This is a genomic window from Leclercia sp., assembly GCF_036780805.1.
In the GTDB taxonomy this organism is placed as follows: domain Bacteria; phylum Pseudomonadota; class Gammaproteobacteria; order Enterobacterales; family Enterobacteriaceae; genus Enterobacter.
In genome coordinates this window covers 356,931-381,064 of record NZ_DAIQCE010000001.1, presented here as the reverse complement: position 1 = coordinate 381,064, position 24,134 = coordinate 356,931, and the positions used below count along the sequence as shown (strand labels likewise).

Below are 24,134 nucleotides of genomic sequence, written 5' to 3'. Positions count from 1 at the left end.
CGGTGAGAAATAAGTTCTAAGGGTAAGTCTTGATAATAGTTGGTCGTTTTATTTCCACCGTACTCTGATCGTATGAATTAATTAACGAACAATCATCTCAATACGGTTAATAATAATTTTACCGCTTTGAGCAAAACTTAATAACAGTAACGGTTATAAAAACGATTTGATTATCGGGGGCGGGAAATAACGTCATGACCACATTAACGCCCCGCCCGTAAAAAATTGCTACAGCTTCGCTGCCCCCCAGCTGACATTCACCGGCATTCCCGACCGGCGCTCCAGCGCCCCGCTTACCCGCACGGCATCCACCTCTGCACCGTTGAGCTGGGCACGCATCCCTGGCGTCATCGGCAGCGGCACTTTATTGGTCGATTCAAACTCCGCACGGTTACGCGACAGCGGTTCGTGCACTTCCACCCAGCGGCTGCCGTCCGGCTCGGTGGTCACTTTCACCGGCTGATCGATCAGCTGTACGCGCGTCCCGACCGGGACATTATCGAACAGGTACTTAATATCGTCGTCCCGCAGACGAATACAGCCCTGACTGACCCGCAGCCCGATGCCAAAGTTCGCATTGGTACCGTGAATGGCATATAACCTGCCGATATAAAGGGCGTACAGGCCCATTGGGTTATCCGGACCGGCGGGAACAAAGGCGGGCAGGGTTTTGCCCTCTTTGGCATAGGCGCGACGCGTGTTCGGCGTTGGCGACCAGGTCGGCCCGTCCTGCTTACGCTCGACGGCAGTGACCCAGTTACGCGGCGTTTCTCGCCCGGCTTCACCAATGCCAATCGGGAAGATCTCCACGGTGTTGCTGCCTGGCGGATAATAGTACAGGCGCATTTCCGCCACGTTCACGACAATGCCCTCACGCACCGTGGGCGGTAAGATGATCTGCTGAGGTACGATCAGCTGCGAACCGGATTTAGGTAAAAACGGATCGGCCCCCGGATTGGCCTCCAGCATATTGCTCAGCCCCTGCCCGTACTGCGCCGCAAAGGCTTCGAGCGGCAACCTGTTGTCAGCCGGAACGGTGATCGTCTGTGGGCTCCCCACCAGACGGCTTCCTTCAGGTGGCAACGAATAGCTCACCGCCAGCGCACTCTGACTGACCAGTAATGCGGCAAAACAGCCCAGAATAGTACTACGACGCATCATTCCCTTCCTCTGTCGCTCCACGTGTCTGACAAGCATAGCCTTGTTGCTGCGTTTATAGCCAGTTAACAAATCATCATGTCGATAAATATCACCCGTTTAGCTCACGCGGGGATAAAAACGTTTTCACCTGTCCGCTCTCGGGGTAGTCTCATACCCGTTGCTATTTTCAGGCGACCGCAATGTGAGTGATCTTCTTCCTATACCTATAAGAAAATAACGTCAGACAGGACCACTATGGACACCACCCTCACTTCCTCGTCCCCCGACGGGGCCACACCGTCACTCAACCGCGCGCGCCGCGCGGCCCTCGGCAGTTTTGCCGGAGCGGTAGTCGACTGGTACGATTTTTTGCTGTACGGCATTACCGCCGCGCTGGTCTTTAACCACGAGTTTTTCCCACAGATTAGTCCGGCGATGGGCACGCTTGCCGCCTTTGCCACCTTCGGCGTCGGCTTTCTGTTCCGCCCGCTCGGCGGGGTAATCTTCGGTCACTTTGGCGACAAACTGGGCCGCAAACGGATGCTGATGCTGACGGTGTGGATGATGGGCATCGCCACGGCGCTGATTGGTATTCTGCCCTCGTTTGCGGCGATTGGCTGGTGGGCGCCGGTTCTGCTGGTCACCCTGCGAGCCGTTCAGGGCTTCGCCGTCGGCGGCGAATGGGGCGGCGCGGCGCTGCTGTCGGTGGAAAGCGCCCCGGCGCGAAAAAAGGCGTTCTACAGCAGCGGCGTGCAGGTGGGATATGGCGTTGGCCTGCTCCTCTCCACCGGGCTGGTCTCGCTGATCAGCACCTTCACCACCGATGAGCAGTTTCTGAGCTGGGGCTGGCGGATCCCGTTCCTGTTCAGCATCGTACTGGTGCTGGGGGCGCTGTGGGTGCGTAAAGGGATGGACGAGTCCGCCGAATTCGAGCAGCAACGTCAGGAACCGGCAGAGAAACGCCGTCTGCCGGTGATGGACGCGCTGATCCGCCATCCGGGGGCGTTTCTGAAAATCATCGCCCTGCGCCTGTGCGAGCTGCTGACGATGTATATCGTCACGGCCTTTGCCCTGAGCTACTCGACTCAGAACCTCGGCCTGCCCCGTGAGCTGTTTCTCAATATTGGCCTGCTGGTGGGTGGCATCAGCTGCCTGACCATCCCCTGCTTTGCCTGGCTGGCAGACCGCTTTGGCCGCCGTCGGGTCTATATCACCGGCGCGCTAACCGGCGCTCTCAGCACCTTCCCGTTCTTTATGGCTCTTGAAGCCCAGTCGGTCTTCTGGATTGTGGTGTTCGCTATCCTGCTGGCGAATATTGCCCATGACATGGTGGTGTGCGTCCAGCAGCCGATGTTCACCGAGATGTTTGGCGCGAGCTACCGCTACAGCGGCGCGGGCGTCGGCTATCAGGTGGCGAGCGTGGTGGGGGGTGGATTTACGCCGTTTATTGCCGCCGCGCTGGTCACCTTCTCCGGCGGCGACTGGCACAGCGTGGCAATCTATCTGCTGGCCGGTTGTCTGCTCTCTGCCGCCACGGCCCTGCTGATGAAACAGGCCGCGTCCTGATCTCACTTTTGTTTCACATCCAGGTGACATACTATCGGTGAACGCCGTACACCTGTGGAACAAGGAGACAGAGATGAATAATAAGGGCTCCAGCCTGACCCCGGCTCAGGCACTGGATATGCTGGATGCGCTGTACGAGCAGGCGGTCAACGCTCTGCGCAGCGCCATCAGCGAGTATATTAAAGACGGAACGCTCCCGGATGCAGAGGCCAGAATGAATGGCCTCTTTGTTTATCCTTCACTTTCAGTGACCTGGGATGGTAGCGCCACCAATACGCCGAAGACCCGCGCCTATGCGCGCTTTACCCACGCCGGATGCTACTCCACCACCGTTACCCGCCCAACGCTGTTTCGTCCGTATCTGGAAGAGCAGCTGACGCTGCTGTATCAGGATTACGGTGCCCACATTACCGTGGAGCCGTCGCGCCATGAGATCCCCTATCCGTACGTTATCGACGGCTCAGAACTGACGCTGGATCGCTCCATGAGCGCCGGCCTGACGCGCCACTTCCCGACCACCGAGCTGTCACAGATCGGCGATGAGACCGCCGATGGGATCTACCACCCGGCGGAGTTTTCCCCGCTGTCGCACTTTGATGCCCGCCGCGTCGATTTTTCGCTGGCGCGCCTGCGTCACTACACCGGCACCCCGGCAGAACATTTCCAGCCGTTCGTGCTGTTCACCAACTACACCCGCTATGTGGATGAGTTTGTGCGCTGGGGTTGCAGCCAGATCCTCGATCCTGACAGCCCGTACATCGCCCTCTCCTGCGCGGGTGGGATCTGGATCACCGCTGAAACCGAAGCGCCGGAGCAGGCCATCTCCGATCTGGCGTGGAAGAAGCATCAGATGCCGGCCTGGCACCTGGTCACCGCCGACGGCCAGGGCATAACCCTGATCAACATCGGCGTGGGCCCGTCGAATGCGAAAACCATCTGCGATCACCTCGCGGTGCTGCGCCCGGACGTCTGGCTGATGATTGGCCACTGCGGCGGGCTGCGTGAAAGCCAGCTGATTGGCGATTACGTGCTGGCCCACGCCTACCTGCGTGACGATCACGTGCTGGATGCGGTGCTGCCGCCGGACATTCCGATCCCGAGCATTGCCGAAGTGCAGCGGGCGCTGTACGACGCCACCAAAGAGGTGAGCGGCATGCCGGGCGAAGAGGTTAAACAACGCCTGCGTACCGGAACGGTAGTCACCACCGACGATCGTAACTGGGAGCTGCGCTACTCGGCGTCGGCGCTGCGCTTTAACTTAAGCCGCGCGGTGGCTATCGATATGGAGAGTGCCACCATCGCCGCCCAGGGTTACCGCTTCCGCGTGCCTTACGGCACCCTGCTGTGCGTCTCGGATAAGCCGTTGCACGGCGAAATTAAGCTCCCCGGCCAGGCGAACCGTTTTTACGAGGGGGCGATCTCCGAGCATCTGCAAATTGGCATTCGCGCCATCGATCTGCTGCGTGCCGAAGGCGATAAGCTGCACTCGCGCAAACTGCGTACCTTCAACGAGCCGCCGTTCCGCTAATCATAAAAAAGGAAAGTTATGCACACCACATCTCCGCTCTCTGCCCTGCGCCAGTGGCTGGAAACCCAGGCGCTGGACGGCATCATCGTCCCGCGTACCGATGCCTTTCAGAGCGAATATTGTCACCCGCATGATGATGTTCTGGCCTGGCTGACAGGCTTTGACGGCTCGGCGGGGCATGCCCTGATCCTGCGCGATCGCGCCCTGCTGTTTGTCGACGGACGTTATCAGGTGCAGGCCCGCGAACAGGTGGATCTGACAGAGATTGAGATCCTGCATCTGCACAACGATCCGCTGGCGGAGTGGCTGGATCGGCATGTCGGTGCAGGTACACGGATTGCCTTTGAAGCCCTGCTGATGACCAACGCCCAGTTCGAGGCGCTGAACGCCAGCCATTGCGCATTAATCGCCCTGAACGATTCGCCGTTCGACAGCCTGTGGCAGGATCGCCCGGCCCCGCCGGTCGGCGCGATCCGCGAGATGCCGGTTGACATCAGCGGCGAGAGCAGCGCCGACAAGCGCCAGCGCGTCGCCGCCATTCTCGCGGGGCAGAATGCCGATTATATGGCGATTACCCAGCCAGACAACATTGCCTGGCTGCTGAACGTGCGCGGGAGCGATATTCCGATGAGCCCGGTGCCGAACTCGTTTGCCCTGCTGAGCCGCGACGGCGCGGTGGAGTGGTTTGTTACCCCTGAGAAAACTCAGGGGCTGTCCGCATCGCTGCTGGAGAGCCTGGTGCTGGCCCCTGAAGCCGATTTTTTGCCGCGCAGCCAGCAGCTGTGCGCCGGCAAACGGGTGATGGTGGATGCCGATTCGGCGCCTGTCGCCCTGCGCTTTGCCGTTGAGCCGCAGGGGGAGATCGTCTGGCACGCCGACCCGATCACCGCCATGAAAGCCCATAAAAATCAGGCCGAGCTGGCGGGCTACCGCGACAGCCACCAGCAGGATGGCGTGGCGTGGGTCAACTTTCTTGCCTGGCTGGCACAAGAGGTGCCTCGCCGCGACGCTGCGGGCAATCCCCTCACCGAGCTGGAAGCCCAGGCGCAGCAGCTGGCGTTCCGCCAGCAGAGACCGGGCTTTATCGAGCAGAGTTTTGCCACTATTTCCGCTTCTGCCAGCAATGCAGCGATGTGTCATTACCACGCCAGCGAGCGGACCAATGCGGCCATTACCCGCGCCCATTTTTATCTGAACGACTCCGGCGGCCAGTACCACAACGGCACCACCGATGCCACGCGCACCCTGGCCTTCGGCCCGCTGAGCGCTCAGTGTCGTTTGCACTACACTGCGGTACTGAAAGGCTTTTTATCGCTCATCTCCCTCCAGTTCCCGTCTGGCACCTGCGGGCATCAGATTGATGCCTTTGCGCGGCGCGGGCTGTGGGAGCTGGGGCTCGATTTTGATCATGGCACGGGACACGGCGTAGGCCACCAGCTGCTGATCCATGAAAACCCGCAGCGTATCGCGAAGAAGGTCAACCCGTGGCCGCTGGTGGCGGGCAATATCATCACCATCGAACCGGGCTATTATCTGGCCGATGAGTATGGGATCCGCATTGAAAATCAGGTGGAGATTGTGGAAAGCCAACCGGGCTTCTGCCGATTTGCGTCGCTGACCCTGGCGCCGATCGATCTGAGTCAAGTGGAGCTGCATCTGCTGAGCGACAAAGAGATCCAGTGGCTGGATGGATATCACCAGCAGGTACGCGAGGTGCTCTCGCCGCACGTTAACAGCGATGCACTTCCGTGGCTGGTTGAGGCGACGGCACCGGTGTGCAGAGATAGTGCGGCCTGATGCCCTCACCCACAGGGAGAGGGTACAAACACAGAAACGGCAACTTGTGTTGCCGTTTTGCTTTTACCTTGCGCACAAAAGCAAAAAGCCCGCTTAAGTTTCCTTAAGCGGGCTTCTTAAATATGGCTCCTCTGACTGGACTCGAACCAGTGACATACGGATTAACAGTCCGCCGTTCTACCGACTGAACTACAGAGGAATCGTGTGAACGGGGCGAATATTAGCGATGCCACCTGGCGTTGTCAAAGCCAGAATGCAGATTTTGCATCGTTTGCCGATTTATTCCCCAGTTTGCACATTTGCTACGCGTTCTGCGGCAGCAACCGTCACCTTATCACGCTGTGGTCGCGGATATTTCTTCAGCCAGCGCCCGCTGACCATGCGCCAGTAGAACAGCGCCCCGCGTACCGCCCAGTCGAGGAACATCCCCAGCCAGACCCCGACCACGCCCATACCCAGCATGATCCCCAGCGTGTAACCCGCAACGACACGACAGCCCCACATCCCGAGCATCGAGACCCACATCGCAAAGCGGGCGTCGCGCGCTCCTTTCAGCCCGGCAGGTAATACCCACGAGGCGGCCCAGATCGGCATAAAGGCCGCGTTGAGCCAGAGAAGGATCACCACGACGTCCTTAACGTCCTGCTCACGGGTATAGAACGACGCCAGTAGCCCGGCGAACGGCGCGGTCCCCCAGGCGATGGCGGTCAGGCCAATCGTCGAGAGCCAGAAGACATGGCGCAGCTGACGCTCCGCCTGGCCGATCTGTCCCTTACCGAGCCGTTTTCCGGTGATAATGGTGGAGGCGGAACCGAGGGCATTACCCGGCAGGTTAATCAGTGCTGCGACGGAAAAGGCGATAAAGTTCCCGGCAATCACGTCGGTACCCATTCCGGCGACAAACATCTGGGTCAGCAGTTTACCGCCGTTGAACAGTACAGATTCGATGCTGGCGGGCACGCCGATGCCCATCACTTCCCAGATAATGGCGAAGTTGAGCGGCTTGAAATAGCTCTTGATGCTGATGCGCAGCGACGGGTTAAACCCGACTGCCAGCACCACGATGATGGCAACGGCACCGATATAGCGCGAGATTGTCAGCCCGAGACCGGCACCGACAAAGCCGAGCCCGTCCCATGAAAAAATGCCGTAAATCAGCACGCTGCTGATCATAATGTTCAGGATGTTCATCCCGCCGTTAATCAGCAGCGGAATTTTGGTGTTCCCTGCCCCGCGCAGCGCTCCGCTGCCAATCAGGGCAATCGCCGCGGCCGGATAGCTAAGCACCGTCATTTCGAGATACGACAGCGCCAGCGCTTTCACTTCGCCGTTAGCCTCACCGGCGACAACGTTGATGATCTCTTCCCCGAAATAGTGGATCACCGCCGCCAGCACGATGGAGAACAACGTCATGATCACCAGCGACTGGCGGGCTGCGGCCCTCGCCCGCCGCGGATCGCGTTTACCCAGGCTAAAGGCCACCACCACCGTGGTCCCAAGATCGATGGCCGCAAAGAACGAGATGATCACCATGTTGAAGCTGTCGGCCAGCCCGACGCCCGCCATCGCCTCTTTGCCAAGCCAGCTGACCAGGAAGGTACTGAGCACCCCCATCAGCAGGACGCAGGTGTTTTCCAGAAAGATAGGCACGGCAAGGGGGGTGATTTCGCGCCAGAAGAGAACCTTGTAGCTCTTACGTTTGGCATACCAGGGCGTGCGCATCACGGCCTGGCGTAAAGCGGAGGTGACGTTCAAAATGGACCTTAGCGAGAAAAGTTGAAACTCCATTTCAAATGATGAGGGAGAAATGCAGATCCTGCAAAGTATTTCCCACAAAAATATGTTGGTAATTGCGTCAAACTGACGACGGAATCAACAGTTAATCCAAATCGGTTAAGATCAGGTTTGACAAAAGTTTTTTCGCCGCTAAGATAACGCTCCACAACGATTCCTCTGTAGTTCAGTCGGTAGAACGGCGGACTGTTAATCCGTATGTCACTGGTTCGAGTCCAGTCAGAGGAGCCACATTTAAGAAGCCTGCTTTCGAGCAGGCTTCTTGCTTTTCCGGGTTCGGTAAACCGACGCCAAAAAAAAAGCCCCCCGACAGGTCGGAGGGCTTAGCCTGTTCAGCGGCGATTATTCGCCTTTGGCTTCAGCGTGCTTGATTTCGCCCATGACTTTCAGCTTCTTCGAGATTTCACGACGTTCTTTAGAGATCTCAGCATTTTTGATGATGTAGTCGTCTACACGGTCTTCGTAGTCGCTTTTCATGCTGGCGATAATGCCCTGGATGGCTTCAACGCTCATGCCGGGTTTGATGTAATCGCTCAGGTTGTCCAGCAGCAGAACACGCTTCTGGTTGTCACGGATCTTTTTCTCAACGTCCTGGATTTCACGTTGCAGTTTGTTCTTGCGGCGGAACAGGCGGACGAATTCCAGAACATCCTGGAAAGAAGGCTTGGTAGTTTCCATTTTTACACCCCTGATAATGTGAGATTCGGATTCGTTTAAACAACCGCGATGCCGTTAACCTTACTGACAGCGATTGCTGATGACAATAATTTTTCCTTTGTCCCTATCATAACCTCAATTTCTGCTGAATCGAAGCAGCAGACAACGCGACCGCGCATAGACGCTTTTTATTTGCGCAATGCCCGGCAGATAAGATGTGACAACAGCTCCAGCTGCCGCGCAAGCTCCATGCTCAACCATACATAGCCGTGAATAGGCGTTTCCGCCACGTTTTCGCTGTTCCGATCGTTGATCAGCTGGCGCAGCTCGGCAACGATGTCGTTTAGCTTCTCGGTATTGGCCAGAATCGGCTGCGGATTACCTTCATAGAGCGCATGGGCAATGGTAAGCAGCGTCTGCTGCGTCATCTGCTGCGTCTCTTTTAAAGTCCGGGCATTCAGCATCACAAAATGGCTGGCCCGGGAGGCCCAGTGGGCGTTGATTTGCAGCTCCAGCATACAGACCAGGTTGCGGCTGACAGTCTGTATGGCTTCGAAGATGGATTTCTGAATATGGGTTTCTTTGCTGGCCGAAGTGATCAGGCCGCGCATTTTGACCACGTCGTTGAGGATGGTTTGCAGATGCTTTTCCAGCCGCGGACGTTCCACCAGGTTGGGGGAAAAACCGGCCTGATAGACCCGGTTAAAGGCGGTGACATAGTTCGCCATCTGGATACGCCAGTGCAGGAACGCCCGCTGCGGCCAGATCCCGGTAAACAGCATCGCCAGCAGGGAACCGAGGATCACGTCGCCGCTTCGCCATAGCGCGGTGTGCATATCCCCGGTAGGGGCGCCGATCACTACCGCCAGGGTGATACCAATCAGCAACGACTGATAGGGGCGCTTGCCGAGTGCCAGCCAGCCGCAGAGGAACATCGCCGCCGCGCACCACAGCAGCATCAGCGGCAGGGAGATAAGTTCCAGCTTCAGGGCGATCAGCCCTAGCGCCGAGCCCAGAATGGTGCCGCCAATGCGCTCGAACGCGCGCGGCACAACGTTGCCCCAAAAGGAGATGGGCCCCATGATGACCACCAGGGTAATCAGCGGCCATGTTCCTTCCGGTACGTCCAGCAGACGCACCAGTAAAAAGGTGAGGATAAACGCCAGCGCAATACGGCATCCATGTACGGTGCGGTAATGGCGATACAGTCTTATTTCAAAAGGCGTTAAAGTTTTGTCGGGGCGCACACGCTCTCCAGCATTACGGCAAACCCTGATTGTACTGCGTTTTCTGCCGGAGTGGTGGCATCCGGCAGAAAAACCCTGTGAAGAGTGGGCATAGGTGCGGCGTTACGCAACCCGGTTTTGTACCGGAATAAACATCTCGATATCCCAGTAGCCATCGGCGTTACCGTCGTTCAGGTAGCGTTCGAAGCAGGGTTTCGGTGCGATCTGGTAATCGCCATCTTCAAGCAGGCTATCGAAAAACAGGTTCCACGGAGTGGCAAAGTCAAAATTCTCAACGCGGGCGGTGGCGACCGCGTACTCGCCTTCGGCCACTTCGGTGAGGATCACCCCTTCGCTGTTGGCGGGGATGACAAAATCGTCCGGCACGGTGACAACCGTGTCGCAGCGCAACTTTTCTGCCGGCACTTCATCGGGATTATCATAATAGACCGCCACCCACTCCAGCGGCTGAATGTGCTTGCCATCCACCCACATCACCAGCTGCTCAAAACCCTGCTTAACCGTTTGCTCCCAGGGGCCAACCATATGAAAACCGGCGATTTTGCGTTTGTTTTGGTGCTTGATGCTGTAGTCCATGCTGCCTCCGATTGGTTACTGTATATACATACACTGTAATGCAGAGAAATGCGGTTTAACAATGATGATCTGTCTATTATGCGAGCAGGCTCGCACAGTCGCCAGCCTGCTCATTCTGCCGTCAGGCTTTATGGTGCAGATAGTCGCTCAGACGTGAGAACATCCCGCCTTTACCGACGCTTTCCAGGGTCACCAGCGGCCAGTGGGCAACCACCTTATCGCGATCGTACAGCTCGATCTCCCCCACCCGCTGATGCGAGGCAATCGGCGCTTCCAGCTCTTTTTTATCCAGCACATATTTGGCTTTAATGTTCGGCAGCTCCGCCTTCGGCAGCGACAGCCAGAAGTCCTGATCGGTCCCCAGCGAAATCTGCTCTTTATCGCCGTACCAGATCCGCTCGATACCTACCTGCTTACCGTTACGCAGGATCTGCACGGTGTCGAAGTTTTGCTGTCCCCAGTGCAGGAGTTTGCGCGCCTGATCCTCGCGGCCTTTCGGGCTCTCGGCCCCCATGATAACGGCAATCAGGCGGCGCTGACCGTCCACCGCTGAGGCAATGAGGTTAAAACCAGCCCCGGACGTGTGCCCGGTTTTCAGGCCATCAACGCTGAGCGACTTATCCCACAGCAGGCCGTTTCGGTTCTGCTGGGTGATGCCATTCCAGGTCAGGCTCTTCTCGCTGTACATGTGATAAAACGCCGGCTCACCGTGAATGATGGCGCGTGAGAGCACCGCCAGGTCGTACGCTGAGCTGTGCTGGCCCGGCGCATCCAGACCGTGCACCGTTTCAAAATGGGTATCGCGCAGATTCAGCTTTTTAACGTAGTCGTTCATCATGGTGACAAACTGCGGCTGCCCGCCCGCCACGTAATCGGCCAGCGCCACGCAGGCGTCGTTGCCGGAGTCAACAATCAGGCCGCGGCTGAGGTCGCGCACCGAAACCTGCTCGCCCGCCTTCAGGAACATCAGCGAGGAGCCGTCGAACACCGGATTGCCCTTAGCCCAGGCATCCTGACCGACCGTAACCATGTCGTCGGGGGTGATGTGATGGCTATCAATGGCGCGATCCACTACATAGCCGGTCATCAGCTTGGTCAGGCTGGCCGGATTCCGCTGCACATGTTCGTTGCCCGCCGTTAAAATCTGCCCCGTCGTGTAATCCATCAGCACCCAGGAGCCTGCCTGAATAGCTGGCGGCTGCGGCGCATAGTTAATCGGGTCGGCAGCCAGCGCGGAAGAAATGCTCAAAGTGAGTAAAGAAACAGCAATAAACAGACGGCGTTTCAACGGTATATCCTCAGGTCATTTAAAATCGTTGCCCTTTTTACGGAAGTTTTCCGCTGGATACCTGGAATAATTGCAAAAAAATGTGACAGTACGCAGGTTTTTTCCGGACGATGCCTCGCAAATTTGCAGGCTGGCGGCGCTTTTCCTTCGGCGTGCCAGGCCGGATGGTTTACCATAGAGGTGTCACTCATAAACAGGATGGTATTACTGGTGTCTGACTCCGCCGCGCTGCCTACATTTTTATTCCACGATTACGAAACCTTTGGCACCAGCCCCTCGCTGGACCGCCCTGCACAGTTTGCCGCGATCCGCACCGATGCCGATTTCAATATCATCGGTGAGCCTGAGGTGTTTTATTGCAAGCCCGCCGATGATTATTTGCCTCAGCCCGGCGCGGTAATGGTCACCGGCATCACCCCGCAGGAAGCGCGGGAGATAGGGGTAAATGAAGCAGAGTTTGCCCGTCGCATTCATGACCTGTTTACCGTGCCCAACACCTGCGTGGTGGGCTACAACAATGTGCGCTTCGATGACGAAGTGACCCGGCATATATTTTACCGCAACTTCTACGATCCCTATGCCTGGAGCTGGCAAAACAAGAACTCGCGCTGGGATCTGCTGGACGTGATGCGCGCCTGCTATGCCTTGCGTCCGGAAGGGATCAACTGGCCCGAAAATGAGGACGGGCTCCCCAGCTTCCGCCTTGAACATCTGACCCGTGCGAACGGCATTGAACACAGTAATGCTCATGACGCGATGGCGGACGTCTACGCCACTATCGCCATGGCGAAGCTGGTGAAGACCCGACAGCCCAAACTGTTTGAGTACCTGCTCAGCCATCGCAGCAAGCAGAAACTCACCACCCTGATTGATGTGCCGCAGATGAAGCCGCTGATGCACATCTCCGGAATGTTCGGCGCCTGGCGCGGAAATACCAGCTGGGTGGCGCCTCTGGCCTGGCACCCGGAAAACCGCAACGCGGTGATTATGGTGGATTTGGCCGGGGATATTACCCCGCTGCTGACGCTGGACAGTAATGAGCTTCGCGAGCGGCTCTACACCCCGAAAGAGGCGCTGGGGGATGATGCTGCCGTGCCGGTGAAGCTGGTGCATATCAACAAGTGCCCGGTGCTGGCGCCCGCCAACACCCTGCGCCCGGAGGATGCCGGGCGGCTGGGAATCGACCGCCAGCACTGTCTGGACAACCTGAAAAAGCTGCGGGAAAACCCGCAGGTGCGCGAAAAAGTGGTCGCGATTTTTGCCGAAGCAGAGCCGTTCGTCCCTTCAGAAAACGTCGATGCCCAACTCTATAATGGCTTTTTCAGCGATGCCGATCGCTCTGCCATGAATATCGTGTTGCAGACCGATCCCCGTAACCTGCCCGCGCTGGATATCACCTTTGCCGATAGTCGCATCAACAAGCTGATCTTTAACTACCGGGCGCGTAATTTCCCCGGCACGCTGGATGAGGCCGAACAGGAACGGTGGTTACAGCATCGCCGCAACGTGTTTACGCCGGAGTATTTGCAGGCCTACGCCCAGGAGCTGGAAATGCTCTACGGCGAGTATGAAGGAAATGCTGAAAAGCAGGCGCTGTTGAAAGCGCTGTATCAGTATGCGCAGGAGATTGTGTAAGTTCAGGGCATAAAAAAACCGGAGGCGATGTTCTCCGGTTTTTTTGTTTTGCCCGGCGTCGCTACGCTTGCCGGGCCGACAGATTTATTACGCGACGTCTTCGTACTGAGGAACCGGGTTGCGGAAGCTTTTAGTAACGCATGCCAGGTAAATCAGGCCGATACCACCCCAGATCAGACCCAGAACCATAGAGCTCTCTTCCAGGTTGATCCACAGCGCACCGACAGTCAGCGCACCACATACCGGCAGCAGCAGGTAATTGAAGTGGTCTTTCAACGTTTTGTTGCGCTTCTCACGGATCCAGAACTGAGAGATCACGGAGAGGTTAACAAAGGTAAAGGCAACCAGCGCACCGAAGTTGATCAGCGCAGTCGCTGTAACCAGGTCAAACTTAATCGCCATCAGGGCGATTGCGCCAACCAGCAGCACGTTCCATGCCGGGGTACGCCATTTCGGATGAACATAACCGAAGAAGCGAGTCGGGAACACGCCATCACGGCCCATCACGTACATCAGACGGGAAACGCCCGCGTGTGCCGCCATACCGGATGCCAGAACGGTAACGCTGGAGAAGATCAGCACGCCCCACTGGAAGGTTTTACCGGCAACATACAGCATGATTTCTGGCTGTGACGCGTCCGGATCTTTGAAGCGAGAGATATCCGGGAAGTACAGCTGCAGGAAGTAAGAGGCACCGATAAAGATAATGCCGCCAATCAACGCCGTCAGGAAAATAGCGCGCGGAATCACACGCTCAGCGTCTTTGGTCTCTTCAGACAGAGAAGAGATGCCGTCGAAGCCGAGGAACGAGAAGCACAGGATAGTCGCACCGGTGATCATCGGCACGACATGCGCGCCTTCAGACCAGAACGGACGGGTGCTGGTCAGGGTACCTGCGCCTTCACCGTGAGATACGCCGTAAATGATCATCCCCACAATCACTGCCACGATACCCATCTGCAGGATAACGATCAGGGTGTTGAAGTTGGCAACGGTCTTGATGCTGCGCAGGTTAGAGATGGTCATAAAGGCCACCAGCGCCACAACGAAAATCCACGAGGGTACGGAAGGCACCAGCGCTTCGAAGTAAATTTTTGCCAGCAGGATGTTGATCATCGGCATGAACAGGTAGTCCAGCAGGGATGACCAGCCCACCATAAAGCCAACAGCCGGGCTAATGGACTTCTGAGCATAGGTGTACGCAGAGCCTGCGGACGGGAAGCGGCGAACCAGCTTGCCGTAGCTCAGCGCGGTAAAGAGGATCGCGATCAGCGCAAAGGCATACGCCGTTGCAACGTGACCGTCAGTGAGGCCTGAAACGATACCAAACGTATCGAACAGCGTCATCGGCTGCATATAGGCAAGGCCCATCATAACAACCGGAATCAACGTAAGCGTTTTACGTAATTCCACGCGAGAGGTTTTTGGAGTTGCGTTATGCGACATGGTTATTCTCCTTTACGGTGAATACCGCCACGTAAGCGAATGATTGCCCCATTTCTTTCTTCCTCAGCGACAACAACTGTCGGATTTTAGTAAATATCTATCCGGTACGAAGCCCGGCCTCTTGGATTTAATGGTTTTCTTACATGCAAAAAAAAATAATCGACGCCTTTTATATCGTCGATTATTCCATGTTTGCTGCGGCGCATTTTCCCTAAATGATAGCGAAAATGCAAGAGATCGAAAGGCATCCTAAAGTTAAATTTTTATTTAATCAGCTGATTTCTCAGTGACGCCCTGCGCATAAACGGCAGCAATAGCACTATTTGCTAAAATTTCTTGTCGCCACCATGCACTGGCAAGCCCCGCGGTCTGCTCATTCCAGCCAATCCATACGGAATCATAACTGGATTGCGCGATAACTTGTTTCTCTACCAGCGCACCGCTTTCAATAAAACGTTGGGCTAAATAACGCGGCAGATAGCCGCAGCCTAAGCCGCTAATTTGCAGCTCCAGCTTGGTTTTAAAATCAAATACGGTAATGGCTTCCTGATCGTCCAGCAGCTGGGAAGAGGCCGTACTGCCCGGCAATGAACTGTCACCCACGACAATAGCGCGATAATTTTTGATCGTCCGCCGGTTCACCGGCTCCGGCTCCTGAGCCAGCGGATGGTGCGGCGCAACGACGAACACCTGTTCCAGTTGCCCAATACAGGCAAAACCAAAATCGCTGAGCTGCGGCGGCTCGTGCAGCGCGCCGACGACGATATCCGCCCTTCCCTGCACCAGCGACTCCCAGGAGCCAGCCAGCACGCCGTTAATAAACTTGAGACGGGTAACGCTGTGTCGCGCGTAAAAGGCCTCGATAAGGGGCGCCAGCAGGGAAAACGGAAAGGTATCATCCACGCCGATAATCAGCTCGTTTTCCCAACCTTGATGCAGTTTGACGGCCTGCTTTTCCAGCTCACGTACCGTATGCAGTACGTCACGCCCTTTCTCCAGCAGCATCTGCCCGGTGCGGGTAAAGCGAGCCCGGTGGCCGGAACGGTCAAGGATCTGAATATTAAGATCGCTTTCGAGCTTATGAACGGTGTAGCTGAGCGCTGAGGGGGTTTTAAAGAGCTTCGCCGAGGCCGCAGCAAAGCTCCCCTCCTTTTCCAGTGCATCAAGGATAATAAGGACATCCAGCAGCGGTTTCATGCTCACCCCCTTGTGGTGCGCTTACGCTCCGCCAGCGGCGTTACTCCATAGGCATAACCAGCGGATCGGGAAAGAGATACTCAAATCCCAGTTCATGACAGATGCGGTTCCCATCAATCAATTTGCCCTTCCCCTCTCCGGGGGCATCGTGGAAGTGCGGTGGCGCCAGGCCAAGCTGACGCGCCATCAGCGGATAAAATGTACTGCGTGTTGGATGAGAGGGCGCACATATATTATAGATGTGCCCGCCTTTCGGGGCCTGTAATAACAGGGTAATTGCGCCGATCACGTCTTCAAGATGCACCAGGTTGACGCCATGTTGTCCATCAGGCGCTGATTTCCCTGCAAAAAAACGACCGGGATGGCGACCTGGCCCCACCAGCCCCGCAAGGCGTAATATATCCACCTGGGTGCCGGGTAAATTATGCAACCAGTCTTCCAGCTCTTTTAATACCCGTCCGCTGGCCGTCACCGGCTGGCGCGGCATATTCTCTTTTACGGCACCTTCAACATCGCCATATACCGAAGTGGAACTGGTGAAAATAATACGGGGAATATGGTGCGCGAGGGCGCTGTCGACAATTTCCTGTACCGCCTGCAGATAATAAGTCTCGCCCGGCCCGGTGCGACGCGCCGGCAGCGTAATGACCAGCGCATCCACATCACTCAGTAACGTATCCAGGTCGTCGGTATCGCATACCAGCTCTGGTTCCAGGCGCAATTCAACACTCTCGATGCCGCACATCCGCGCCGCCTCGACCCCATCCGCTGTGGTTTTACTGCCGGTAACCTCCCAGCCCCGCGCAAGTAGCGACATGGCCAGCGGCATTCCAAGCCATCCCAGACCGACAATGGCGACCTTTTTCATGCGTTTTCTCCTGACTTTTACGCCTCTGCTTTAAGGCTACGCCAGCTATGCGCAACTGACAATTGATAGCGCAAATATGAAATCATTTAATGATTAAAAAAAGCCCTTGCTTTATGTAGCGCAAGTGGTTTAGGTTAAACGACATCACATGAATAAGCATTCATCGAGAATTTTATGACACGCGTTCAATTTAAACACCACCATCATCACCATCATCCTGACTAGTCTTTCAGGCGATGTGTGCTGGAAGACAGTTAGATCTTCCAGCGGTGCATGAACGCAAGAAAAAGCCCCCGGAAGATCATCTTCCGGGGGCTTTTTTTTGGACCGTGTTCAGGCAAGTTACAACAGGATCATGAGGAACCGACAATGTTAGATAATTCACGTTTACGCATAGCTATGCAGAAATCAGGTCGTCTTAGCGACGATTCCCGCGAACTGCTGGCCCGCTGCGGCATTAAAATTAACCTGCACACGCAGCGTCTGATTGCGCTGGCAGAGAATATGCCGATTGATATTCTGCGCGTGCGTGACGACGACATTCCCGGTCTGGTGATGGACGGCGTGGTAGATCTGGGCATCATAGGCGAAAACGTGCTGGAAGAAGAACTTCTGACCCGCCGCGCGCAGGGCGAAGACCCGCGTTACTTCACCCTGCGCCGTCTGGATTTTGGCGGCTGCCGCCTGTCGCTGGCCACCTCCGCTGACGAAGCCTGGGACGGTCCGGCGGGGCTGAACGGCAAACGTATTGCCACCTCCTACCCTCACCTGCTGAAGCGTTACCTCGATCAGAAAGGGGTGCAGTTCAAATCCTGCCTGCTGAACGGTTCGGTTGAAGTGGCTCCGCGTGCCGGGCTGGCTGACGCGATTTGCGACCTGGTCTCCACCGGCGCCACGCTGGAAGCCAACGGCCTGCGCGAAGTGGAAGTGATCTATCGCTCCAAAGCCTGCCTGATCCAGCGTGACGGCGAGATGCCGGAAGCCAAGCAGCAGCTGATTGACCGCCTGCTGACCCGTATTCAGGGGGTGATCCAGGCCCGCGAATCGAAATACATCATGATGCACGCGCCGACCGAACGTCTGGATGAGGTGATTGCCCTGCTGCCAGGCGCGGAACGTCCCACCATTCTGCCGCTGGCTGGCGATCAGCAGCGCGTGGCGATGCATATGGTCAGTAGCGAAACCCTGTTCTGGGAAACCATGGAAAAACTGAAAGCGCTGGGCGCCAGTTCCATCCTGGTGTTGCCGATTGAGAAGATGATGGAGTAACAACCATGACCTTTAACACCGTTATCGACTGGAACACCTGTAGCGCAGAACAACAGCGCGATCTGCTGATGCGTCCGGCCATCTCCGCGTCGGAAAGCATCACTCGCACCGTGGCGGAGATTCTGGAAAATGTGAAAACCCGTGGCGACGATGCCCTGCGGGAGTACAGCGCGAAATTCGACAAAACCGAAGTCGGCGCGCTGAAGGTGAGCGAGCAGGCGATCGCCGAGGCTGCAGCGCGTCTGAGCGATGAGCTAAAGCAGGCGATGGCCGTCGCGGTGCAGAACATTGATACCTTCCACACCGCACAGCAACTGCAAACCGTTGATGTGGAAACCCTGCCCGGCGTGCGCTGCCAGCAGGTGACCCGTCCGGTCGACTCGGTGGGCCTGTATATTCCGGGTGGCTCCGCCCCCCTCTTCTCTACCGTATTAATGCTGGCGACCCCTGCCCGTATCGCTGGTTGTCGCAAAGTGGTGCTCTGCTCTCCGCCACCGATTGCCGATGAAATTCTGTATGCCGCCCAGCTGTGCGGTGTGCAGGAGATTTTCAACGTTGGCGGGGCGCAAGCTATCGCGGCGCTGGCGCTGGGTACCGAATCAGTGCCGCGCGTGGATAAAATCTTCGGGCCAGGCAACGCCTTCGTCACCGAAGCCAAACGTCAGGTCAGCCAGCGCCTGGACGGTGCGGCCATCGACATGCCGGCCGGCCCGTCGGAAGTGCTGGTCATTGCCGACAGCGGCGCGACGCCGGATTTCGTGGCCTCGGATCTGCTCTCTCAGGCAGAGCACGGCCCGGACTCGCAGGTGATCCTGCTGACGCCGGATGCAGGTATGGCACAACGGGTCGGTGAAGCAGTTGAACGTCAGCTGGCCGATCTGCCGCGTGCCGATACCGCCCGCCAGGCGCTCTCCGCCAGCCGCTTGATTGTGGCCCGGGATCTGGCCCAGTGCATCGCCATTTCAAACCTCTACGGCCCGGAGCACCTGATCATCCAGACCCGCAACGCCCGTGAGCTGGTTGACAGCATCACCAGCGCCGGGTCGGTGTTCCTTGGCGACTGGTCACCGGAGTCCGCAGGCGATTATGCCTCCGGCACTAACCACGTGCTGCCGACCTACGGGTATACCTCCACCTGTTCCAGCCTCGGACTGGCGGATTTCCAGAAGCGCATGACCGTTCAGGAGCTCTCCCGCGAGGGCTTTGCCTCACTCGCTTCTACTATCGAAACGCTGGCCGCCGCCGAACGTCTGACCGCCCACAAAAATGCCGTGACGCTGCGCGTCGCCGCCCTGAAGGAGCAAGCATGAGTATTGAAGAGTTAGCCCGCGACAACGTTCGCGCCCTGACCCCGTATCAATCCGCCCGCCGCCTGGGTGGCAATGGCGACGTGTGGCTGAACGCCAATGAATTTCCAACTGCCGTCAGCTTCGCGCTGACCCAGCAGACGCTGAACCGCTACCCGGAGTGTCAGCCGAAAGCGGTGATCGAAAACTATGCGGCCTATGCCGGGGTACAACCGGAGCAGGTGCTGGTCAGCCGCGGGGCGGATGAAGGCATCGAACTGCTGATCCGCGCCTTCTGCGAGCCGGGCAAAGACGCGGTGCTCTACTGCCCGCCGACCTACGGCATGTACAGCGTCAGCGCCGAAACCTTCAACGTGGAGCTGCGCAAAGTGCCTGCGCTGGAAAACTGGCAGCTCGATTTGCAGGGGATCGCCGACAATCTCGACGGTGTGAAGGTGGTATTTGTCTGCAGCCCGAATAACCCTACCGGCCAGCTGATTAATCCCCAGGATATCCGCACGCTGCTGGAGATGACCCGCGGCAAAGCCCTGGTGGTGGCCGATGAGGCCTATATCGAGTTTTGCCCGCAGGCGACGCTCGCCGGCTGGCTGAAGGAGTATCCGCACCTGGTGATCCTGCGTACCCTGTCCAAAGCCTTTGCCCTGGCCGGACTGCGCTGCGGCTTTACGCTGGCTAATAAAGAGGTGATCGACCTGCTGATGAAGGTGATTGCGCCTTATCCGCTCTCGACGCCGGTGGCGGATATCGCCGCCCAGGCGCTGTCGCCAGAAGGCATCACCGCCATGCGGAGCCGCGTGGCGCAGATTGTCGACGAGCGTCAGTACTTCGTCAGCGAGCTTAAAAATATCGCCTGCGTTGAACAGGTTTTCGAGTCAGAAACCAACTATATTCTGGCGCGTTTTACCGCCTCGAGTGCAGTATTTAAATCTTTGTGGGATCAGGGCATTATCTTACGAGACCAGAACAAACAACCCTCTTTAAGTGGCTGCTTACGCATTACCGTGGGTACCCGTGAAGAGAGCCAGCGCGTTATCGACGCCCTGAATGCGGAGAAAGTATGAGCCAGAAGTACCTCTTTATCGATCGTGACGGCACTATCATTTCGGAACCACCCAGTGACTATCAGGTCGATCGTTTCGACAAACTGGCCTTTGAAGCCGACGTCATTCCGGTGCTGCTGAAGCTGCAGAAAGCCGGTTTTAAGCTGGTGATGATCACCAATCAGGACGGCCTCGGCACGGACAGCTTCCCGCAGGCGGATTTTGACGGCCCGCACGACCTGATGATGCAGATCCTCACCTCTCAGGGCGTGGTATTTGATGAGGTCCTGATTTGTCCGCACCTGCCTGCCGATAACTGCGACTGCCGGAAGCCGAAAGTGAAGCTGGTTGAGCAGTATCTGGCCGAAGCGGCGCTGGATAAAGTCAACAGCTATGTGATTGGCGATCGCGCTACGGACATTGAGCTGGCGAGCAACATGGGTATCACCGGCCTGCGCTATCAGCGTGAGGGTCTGAACTGGGCGATGATTGGCGAGCAGCTGACCAAACGTGACCGTTACTCCCACGTGGAGCGCAATACCAAAGAGACGCAGATCGACGTCAAGGTGTGGCTGGATCGCGAAGGCGGCAGCAAGATCCACACCGGCGTGGGTTTCTTCGATCATATGCTGGATCAGATCGCCACCCACGGCGGTTTCCGCATGGAGATCGGCGTTAAGGGCGATCTCTACATTGACGATCACCACACCGTCGAAGATACCGGCCTGGCACTGGGCGAAGCGCTGAAGCTGGCGCTGGGCGATAAGCGCGGCATCAACCGCTTTGGCTTTGTGCTGCCAATGGATGAGTGTCTGGCCCGCTGTGCGCTGGATATCTCCGGCCGTCCGCACCTGGAATACAAAGCCGACTTTACCTATCAGCGCGTAGGCGACCTGAGCACCGAGATGGTTGAGCACTTTTTCCGCTCCCTCTCCTACACCATGGGCCTGACGCTGCACCTGAAAACCAAAGGTAAGAACGATCACCACCGCGTGGAGAGCCTGTTTAAGGCCTTTGGCCGCACCCTGCGCCAGGCCATTCGCGTGGAAGGCGATACCCTGCCGTCGTCGAAAGGAGTGCTGTAATGAACGTGGTGATCCTCGATACCGGCTGCGCCAACCTCAACTCCGTGAAATCCGCGATTATGCGCCACGGTTACGATCCGCTGGTCAGCCGCGATCCGGATGTGGTGCTGCACGCCAGCAAACTCTTTTTACCTGGCGTCGGTACGGCGCAGGCGGCAATGGATCAGATTCACCAGCGTGAGCTGGTTGAACTGATAAAAGCCTGTACCCAGCCGGTGCTGGGTATCTGTCTGGGAATGCAGCTGCTGGGGCGCCGCAGCGAAGAGTCCAACGGCGTGGATCTGCTGGGCATCATCGACGAGGACGTGCCAAAAATGACCGACCACGGCCTGCCGCTGCCGCACATGGGCTGGAACCGGGTCTATCCCAAAGCGGGCGATCGGCTGTTCCGCGGTATCGAGGACGGGGCTTACTTCTATTTTGTGCACAGCTACGCGATGCCGGTGAACGCAAATACCATCGCCCAGTGCCACTATGGCGAACCCTTCACCGCCGCAGTGCAGAAAGACAATTTCTACGGCGTGCAGTTCCACCCGGAGCGTTCCGGGGCCGCAGGGGCGCAGTTGCTGAAAAACTTCCTGGAGATGTGATGATTATTCCCGCTTTAGATTTGATTGACGGCACGGTTGTCCGTCTGCACCAGGGCGATTATGGCCAGCAGCGCGACTATGGTAACGATCCGCTGCCGCGCCTGCAGGACTATGCCGCACAGGGCGCCGAGGTGCTGCACCTGGTTGACCTGACCGGCGCGAAAGATCCGGCCAAGCGCCAGATCCCGCTGCTGAAAAAGCTGGTCGCGGGCGTTAACGTCCCGGTTCAGGTTGGCGGTGGCGTGCGCACCGAAGAGGACGTAGCGGCGCTGCTGGAAGCGGGCGTGGCGCGCGTGGTGGTGGGCTCTACTGCGGTAAAAGAGCCTGAGACGGTACAAGGCTGGTTCAAGCGCTTTGGCGCCGACGCGCTGGTGCTCGCGCTGGATGTGCGTATCGACGAACAGGGTAATAAACAGGTGGCGGTCAGCGGCTGGCAGGAGAACTCCGGCGTGACGCTGGAGGAGCTGGTGGATCGCTATCTGCCGATGAGCCTGAAGCATGTTTTATGCACTGATATCTCCCGTGACGGCACGCTGGCTGGTTCTAACGTGTCGCTGTACGAAGAGGTTTGCGCCCGTTATCCGCAGGTGGCGTTCCAGTCATCCGGCGGTATTGGTGATTTGAATGATATCGCGGCCCTGCGCGGGACCGGGGTACGTGGGGTGATCGTTGGGCGCGCCCTGCTGGAAGAAAAATTTACGGTTAAGGAGGCGATTCAATGCTGGCAAAACGGATAATTCCTTGTCTCGACGTGCGTGATGGTCAGGTCGTCAAAGGCGTGCAGTTCCGCAATCACGAGATCATCGGCGATATCGTTCCTCTGGCAAAACGCTATGCCGAAGAAGGTGCCGACGAGCTGGTATTTTACGATATCACCGCCTCCAGCGATGGCCGCGTAGTGGATAAGAGCTGGGTCGCGCGCGTGGCGGAAGTGATTGATATTCCCTTCTGCGTGGCAGGCGGGATTAAATCAGCAGACGACGCGGCAAAGATCCTCACCTTTGGTGCCGACAAAATTTCCATTAACTCCCCTGCTCTGGCCGATCCTGAGCTCATCACCCGCCTGGCCGATCGCTTTGGCGTGCAGTGCATCGTGGTCGGGATTGATACCTGGTTTGACGAAGCCACCGGCAAATACCACGTCAATCAGTATACCGGCGATGAGAGCCGCACTCGCGTCACCCAGTGGGAGACGCTGGACTGGGTGCAGGAAGTGCAGAAGCGCGGTGCAGGTGAGATCGTACTGAATATGATGAACCAGGACGGCGTGCGTAACGGCTATGACCTGGCGCAGCTGAAAAAAGTGCGCGAGGTATGCCATGTGCCGCTGATTGCCTCGGGCGGCGCAGGTACGATGGAACACTTCCTGGAAGCCTTCCGCGACGCCGACGTTGATGGCGCGCTGGCAGCCTCGGTATTTCACAAGCAGATCATTAATATTGGTGAGTTAAAAACGTTCCTGGCAAATCAGGGCGTGGAGATAAGGGTATGCTAACAGAGCAACAACGTGCGCAACTGGACTGGGAAAAGACCGACGGCTTAATGCCGGTAGTTGTGCAGCACGCGGTATCCGGCGAAGTACTGATGCTGGGTTATATGAATCAGGATGCGCTGGCGAAGACCATCGACAGCGGCAAAGTCACCTTTTTCTCGCGCACCAAACAGCGTCTGTGGACCAAAGGCGAAACGTCCGGCCATTTTCTGAACGTGGTCAGCATCACCCCGGACTGCGACAACGATACCCTGCTGGTGCTGGTGAATCCCATCGGACCGACCTGCCACCTCGGCACCAGCAGCTGCTTTGGCGATGCCAGCCACCAGTGGCTGTTCCTGTATCAACTCGAGCAACTGCTGGCTGAGCGTAAAACTGCCGACCCGCAAAGCTCCTATACCGCGAAGCTCTATGCCAGCGGCACCAAGCGTATCGCGCAAAAAGTGGGTGAAGAAGGCGTTGAGACCGCGCTGGCCGCTACCGTCAACGACCGGGCTGAACTGACAAACGAAGCCTCTGATCTGATGTATCACCTGCTGGTGCTACTGCAGGATCAGGAGTTAGATTTGACCGCCGTGATAGAGAATCTGCGTCAGCGACACAAATAAAAAA

General features: G+C 57.3%; 22 protein-coding genes, 2 tRNA genes, 1 pseudogene and 1 other annotated feature. Of the genes and pseudogenes, 14 read left to right on the top strand and 11 right to left on the bottom strand.

Annotated features, from left to right (window positions below; all coding sequences use genetic code 11):
• Window positions 1-228: 228 nt before the first annotated feature.
• Complete coding sequence (gene ldtA / locus V7Q49_RS01630) at window positions 229-1,161, bottom strand: L,D-transpeptidase (RefSeq protein ID WP_333848995.1); 933 nt, start codon at window positions 1,159-1,161, stop codon at window positions 229-231.
• Window positions 1,162-1,395: 234 nt separating this feature from the next.
• On the opposite strand from ldtA, the gene shiA reads away from it, so the two are divergent.
• The 3 genes from shiA (at window position 1,396) to V7Q49_RS01615 (ending at window position 6,031) form a co-directional block, all read left to right on the top strand.
• Window positions 1,396-2,706 carry a shikimate transporter gene (shiA, locus tag V7Q49_RS01625; RefSeq protein ID WP_333848994.1) on the top strand — a complete coding sequence of 437 codons (1,311 nt, stop codon included), beginning with the start codon at window positions 1,396-1,398 and terminating at the stop codon, window positions 2,704-2,706.
• A 73-nt stretch (window positions 2,707-2,779) separates the two neighbouring features.
• On the top strand, window positions 2,780-4,234 hold the full coding sequence (locus V7Q49_RS01620; protein WP_333848993.1) for an AMP nucleosidase: 1,455 nt from the start codon (window positions 2,780-2,782) through the stop codon (window positions 4,232-4,234).
• A gap of 18 nt (window positions 4,235-4,252) precedes the next feature.
• On the top strand, window positions 4,253-6,031 hold the full coding sequence (locus V7Q49_RS01615) for an aminopeptidase P family protein (protein ID WP_333848991.1): 1,779 nt from the start codon (window positions 4,253-4,255) through the stop codon (window positions 6,029-6,031).
• 123 nt (window positions 6,032-6,154) lie between these two features.
• On the opposite strand, the gene V7Q49_RS01610 is transcribed toward V7Q49_RS01615, so the two are convergent.
• Together V7Q49_RS01610 and V7Q49_RS01605 are read right to left on the bottom strand one after the other, a co-directional pair.
• Window positions 6,155-6,230, bottom strand: a tRNA-Asn gene (locus V7Q49_RS01610).
• 80 nt (window positions 6,231-6,310) lie between these two features.
• Complete coding sequence (locus tag V7Q49_RS01605; protein WP_333848990.1) at window positions 6,311-7,819, bottom strand: EmmdR/YeeO family multidrug/toxin efflux MATE transporter; 1,509 nt, start codon at window positions 7,817-7,819, stop codon at window positions 6,311-6,313.
• A gap of 161 nt (window positions 7,820-7,980) precedes the next feature.
• Here V7Q49_RS01605 and V7Q49_RS01600 point away from each other — a divergent pair.
• A tRNA-Asn gene (locus V7Q49_RS01600) sits at window positions 7,981-8,056 on the top strand.
• 111 nt (window positions 8,057-8,167) lie between these two features.
• Here V7Q49_RS01600 and V7Q49_RS01595 read toward each other — a convergent pair.
• The 4 genes from V7Q49_RS01595 to dacD all read right to left on the bottom strand — a co-directional run bounded on the left by V7Q49_RS01595 (window position 8,168) and on the right by dacD (window position 11,599).
• Complete coding sequence (locus V7Q49_RS01595) at window positions 8,168-8,503, bottom strand: DUF496 family protein (RefSeq protein WP_333848989.1); 336 nt, start codon at window positions 8,501-8,503, stop codon at window positions 8,168-8,170.
• Window positions 8,504-8,670: 167 nt separating this feature from the next.
• Window positions 8,671-9,729 carry an FUSC family protein gene (locus V7Q49_RS01590; protein WP_333848988.1) on the bottom strand — a complete coding sequence of 353 codons (1,059 nt, stop codon included), beginning with the start codon at window positions 9,727-9,729 and terminating at the stop codon, window positions 8,671-8,673.
• A gap of 102 nt (window positions 9,730-9,831) precedes the next feature.
• Window positions 9,832-10,305, bottom strand: coding sequence for a DNA gyrase inhibitor SbmC (gene sbmC, locus V7Q49_RS01585; protein ID WP_333848987.1), 474 nt, complete (start codon window positions 10,303-10,305; stop codon window positions 9,832-9,834).
• A gap of 121 nt (window positions 10,306-10,426) precedes the next feature.
• The gene (gene dacD, locus V7Q49_RS01580) at window positions 10,427-11,599 is read right to left on the bottom strand and encodes a serine-type D-Ala-D-Ala carboxypeptidase DacD (protein ID WP_333850465.1); all 1,173 of its coding nucleotides are present in this window, start codon (window positions 11,597-11,599) and stop codon (window positions 10,427-10,429) included.
• A gap of 192 nt (window positions 11,600-11,791) precedes the next feature.
• Here dacD and sbcB point away from each other — a divergent pair, with 192 nt between their 5' ends.
• The gene (gene sbcB / locus V7Q49_RS01575) at window positions 11,792-13,228 is read left to right on the top strand and encodes an exodeoxyribonuclease I (protein ID WP_333850464.1); all 1,437 of its coding nucleotides are present in this window, start codon (window positions 11,792-11,794) and stop codon (window positions 13,226-13,228) included.
• 87 nt (window positions 13,229-13,315) lie between these two features.
• Here sbcB and V7Q49_RS01570 read toward each other — a convergent pair whose 3' ends face one another.
• The 4 genes and pseudogenes from V7Q49_RS01570 to V7Q49_RS01560 form a co-directional block, all read right to left on the bottom strand.
• The gene (locus V7Q49_RS01570; protein ID WP_333848986.1) at window positions 13,316-14,674 is read right to left on the bottom strand and encodes an APC family permease; all 1,359 of its coding nucleotides are present in this window, start codon (window positions 14,672-14,674) and stop codon (window positions 13,316-13,318) included.
• Window positions 14,664-14,726 carry a membrane protein YoeI gene (yoeI, locus tag V7Q49_RS23490; protein ID WP_100780850.1) on the bottom strand — a complete coding sequence of 21 codons (63 nt, stop codon included), beginning with the start codon at window positions 14,724-14,726 and terminating at the stop codon, window positions 14,664-14,666. Before yoeI ends, V7Q49_RS01570 begins: the two co-directional genes overlap by 11 nt.
• A gap of 159 nt (window positions 14,727-14,885) precedes the next feature.
• Window positions 14,886-15,871: pseudogene (locus V7Q49_RS01565) on the bottom strand (LysR substrate-binding domain-containing protein).
• 40 nt (window positions 15,872-15,911) lie between these two features.
• Entirely contained in the window at window positions 15,912-16,739 is an 828-nt protein-coding gene (locus V7Q49_RS01560; protein ID WP_333848983.1) for an SDR family oxidoreductase, read from the bottom strand.
• Window positions 16,740-16,913: 174 nt separating this feature from the next.
• Between V7Q49_RS01560 and hisL the strand changes: the two genes are divergently transcribed.
• The 9 genes from hisL (at window position 16,914) to hisIE (ending at window position 24,130) form a co-directional block, all read left to right on the top strand.
• Window positions 16,914-16,964 (top strand): his operon leader peptide, encoded by a 51-nt coding sequence (gene hisL / locus V7Q49_RS01555; protein ID WP_001364200.1) that lies wholly within the window; start codon window positions 16,914-16,916, stop codon window positions 16,962-16,964.
• Window positions 16,940-17,063, top strand: a sequence feature (His leader region). It overlaps the preceding gene by 25 nt.
• A 45-nt stretch (window positions 17,064-17,108) precedes the next feature.
• Window positions 17,109-18,008 carry an ATP phosphoribosyltransferase gene (gene hisG, locus V7Q49_RS01550; protein WP_191152451.1) on the top strand — a complete coding sequence of 300 codons (900 nt, stop codon included), beginning with the start codon at window positions 17,109-17,111 and terminating at the stop codon, window positions 18,006-18,008.
• Window positions 18,009-18,013: 5 nt separating this feature from the next.
• Complete coding sequence (gene hisD, locus V7Q49_RS01545) at window positions 18,014-19,318, top strand: histidinol dehydrogenase (protein WP_333848982.1); 1,305 nt, start codon at window positions 18,014-18,016, stop codon at window positions 19,316-19,318.
• Window positions 19,315-20,376: a histidinol-phosphate transaminase gene (gene hisC, locus V7Q49_RS01540; RefSeq protein WP_333848981.1), complete on the top strand. Its 1,062-nt coding sequence runs from the start codon at window positions 19,315-19,317 to the stop codon at window positions 20,374-20,376. The genes hisD and hisC overlap by 4 nt, the downstream gene beginning before the upstream one ends.
• Window positions 20,373-21,440 (top strand): bifunctional histidinol-phosphatase/imidazoleglycerol-phosphate dehydratase HisB, encoded by a 1,068-nt coding sequence (gene hisB, locus V7Q49_RS01535; RefSeq protein ID WP_333848980.1) that lies wholly within the window; start codon window positions 20,373-20,375, stop codon window positions 21,438-21,440. The genes hisC and hisB overlap by 4 nt, the downstream gene beginning before the upstream one ends.
• Window positions 21,440-22,030, top strand: a complete 591-nt coding sequence (hisH, locus tag V7Q49_RS01530; RefSeq protein WP_191152447.1) for an imidazole glycerol phosphate synthase subunit HisH — start codon at window positions 21,440-21,442, stop codon at window positions 22,028-22,030. The genes hisB and hisH overlap by 1 nt, the downstream gene beginning before the upstream one ends.
• Window positions 22,030-22,767 (top strand): 1-(5-phosphoribosyl)-5-[(5-phosphoribosylamino)methylideneamino]imidazole-4-carboxamide isomerase, encoded by a 738-nt coding sequence (gene hisA, locus V7Q49_RS01525; protein WP_333848978.1) that lies wholly within the window; start codon window positions 22,030-22,032, stop codon window positions 22,765-22,767. The genes hisH and hisA overlap by 1 nt, the downstream gene beginning before the upstream one ends.
• Entirely contained in the window at window positions 22,749-23,525 is a 777-nt protein-coding gene (gene hisF, locus V7Q49_RS01520) for an imidazole glycerol phosphate synthase subunit HisF (RefSeq protein WP_333848977.1), read from the top strand. The genes hisA and hisF overlap by 19 nt, the downstream gene beginning before the upstream one ends.
• Window positions 23,519-24,130: a bifunctional phosphoribosyl-AMP cyclohydrolase/phosphoribosyl-ATP diphosphatase HisIE gene (gene hisIE, locus V7Q49_RS01515; protein WP_231311941.1), complete on the top strand. Its 612-nt coding sequence runs from the start codon at window positions 23,519-23,521 to the stop codon at window positions 24,128-24,130. The genes hisF and hisIE overlap by 7 nt, the downstream gene beginning before the upstream one ends.
• Window positions 24,131-24,134 lie beyond the last annotated feature (4 nt).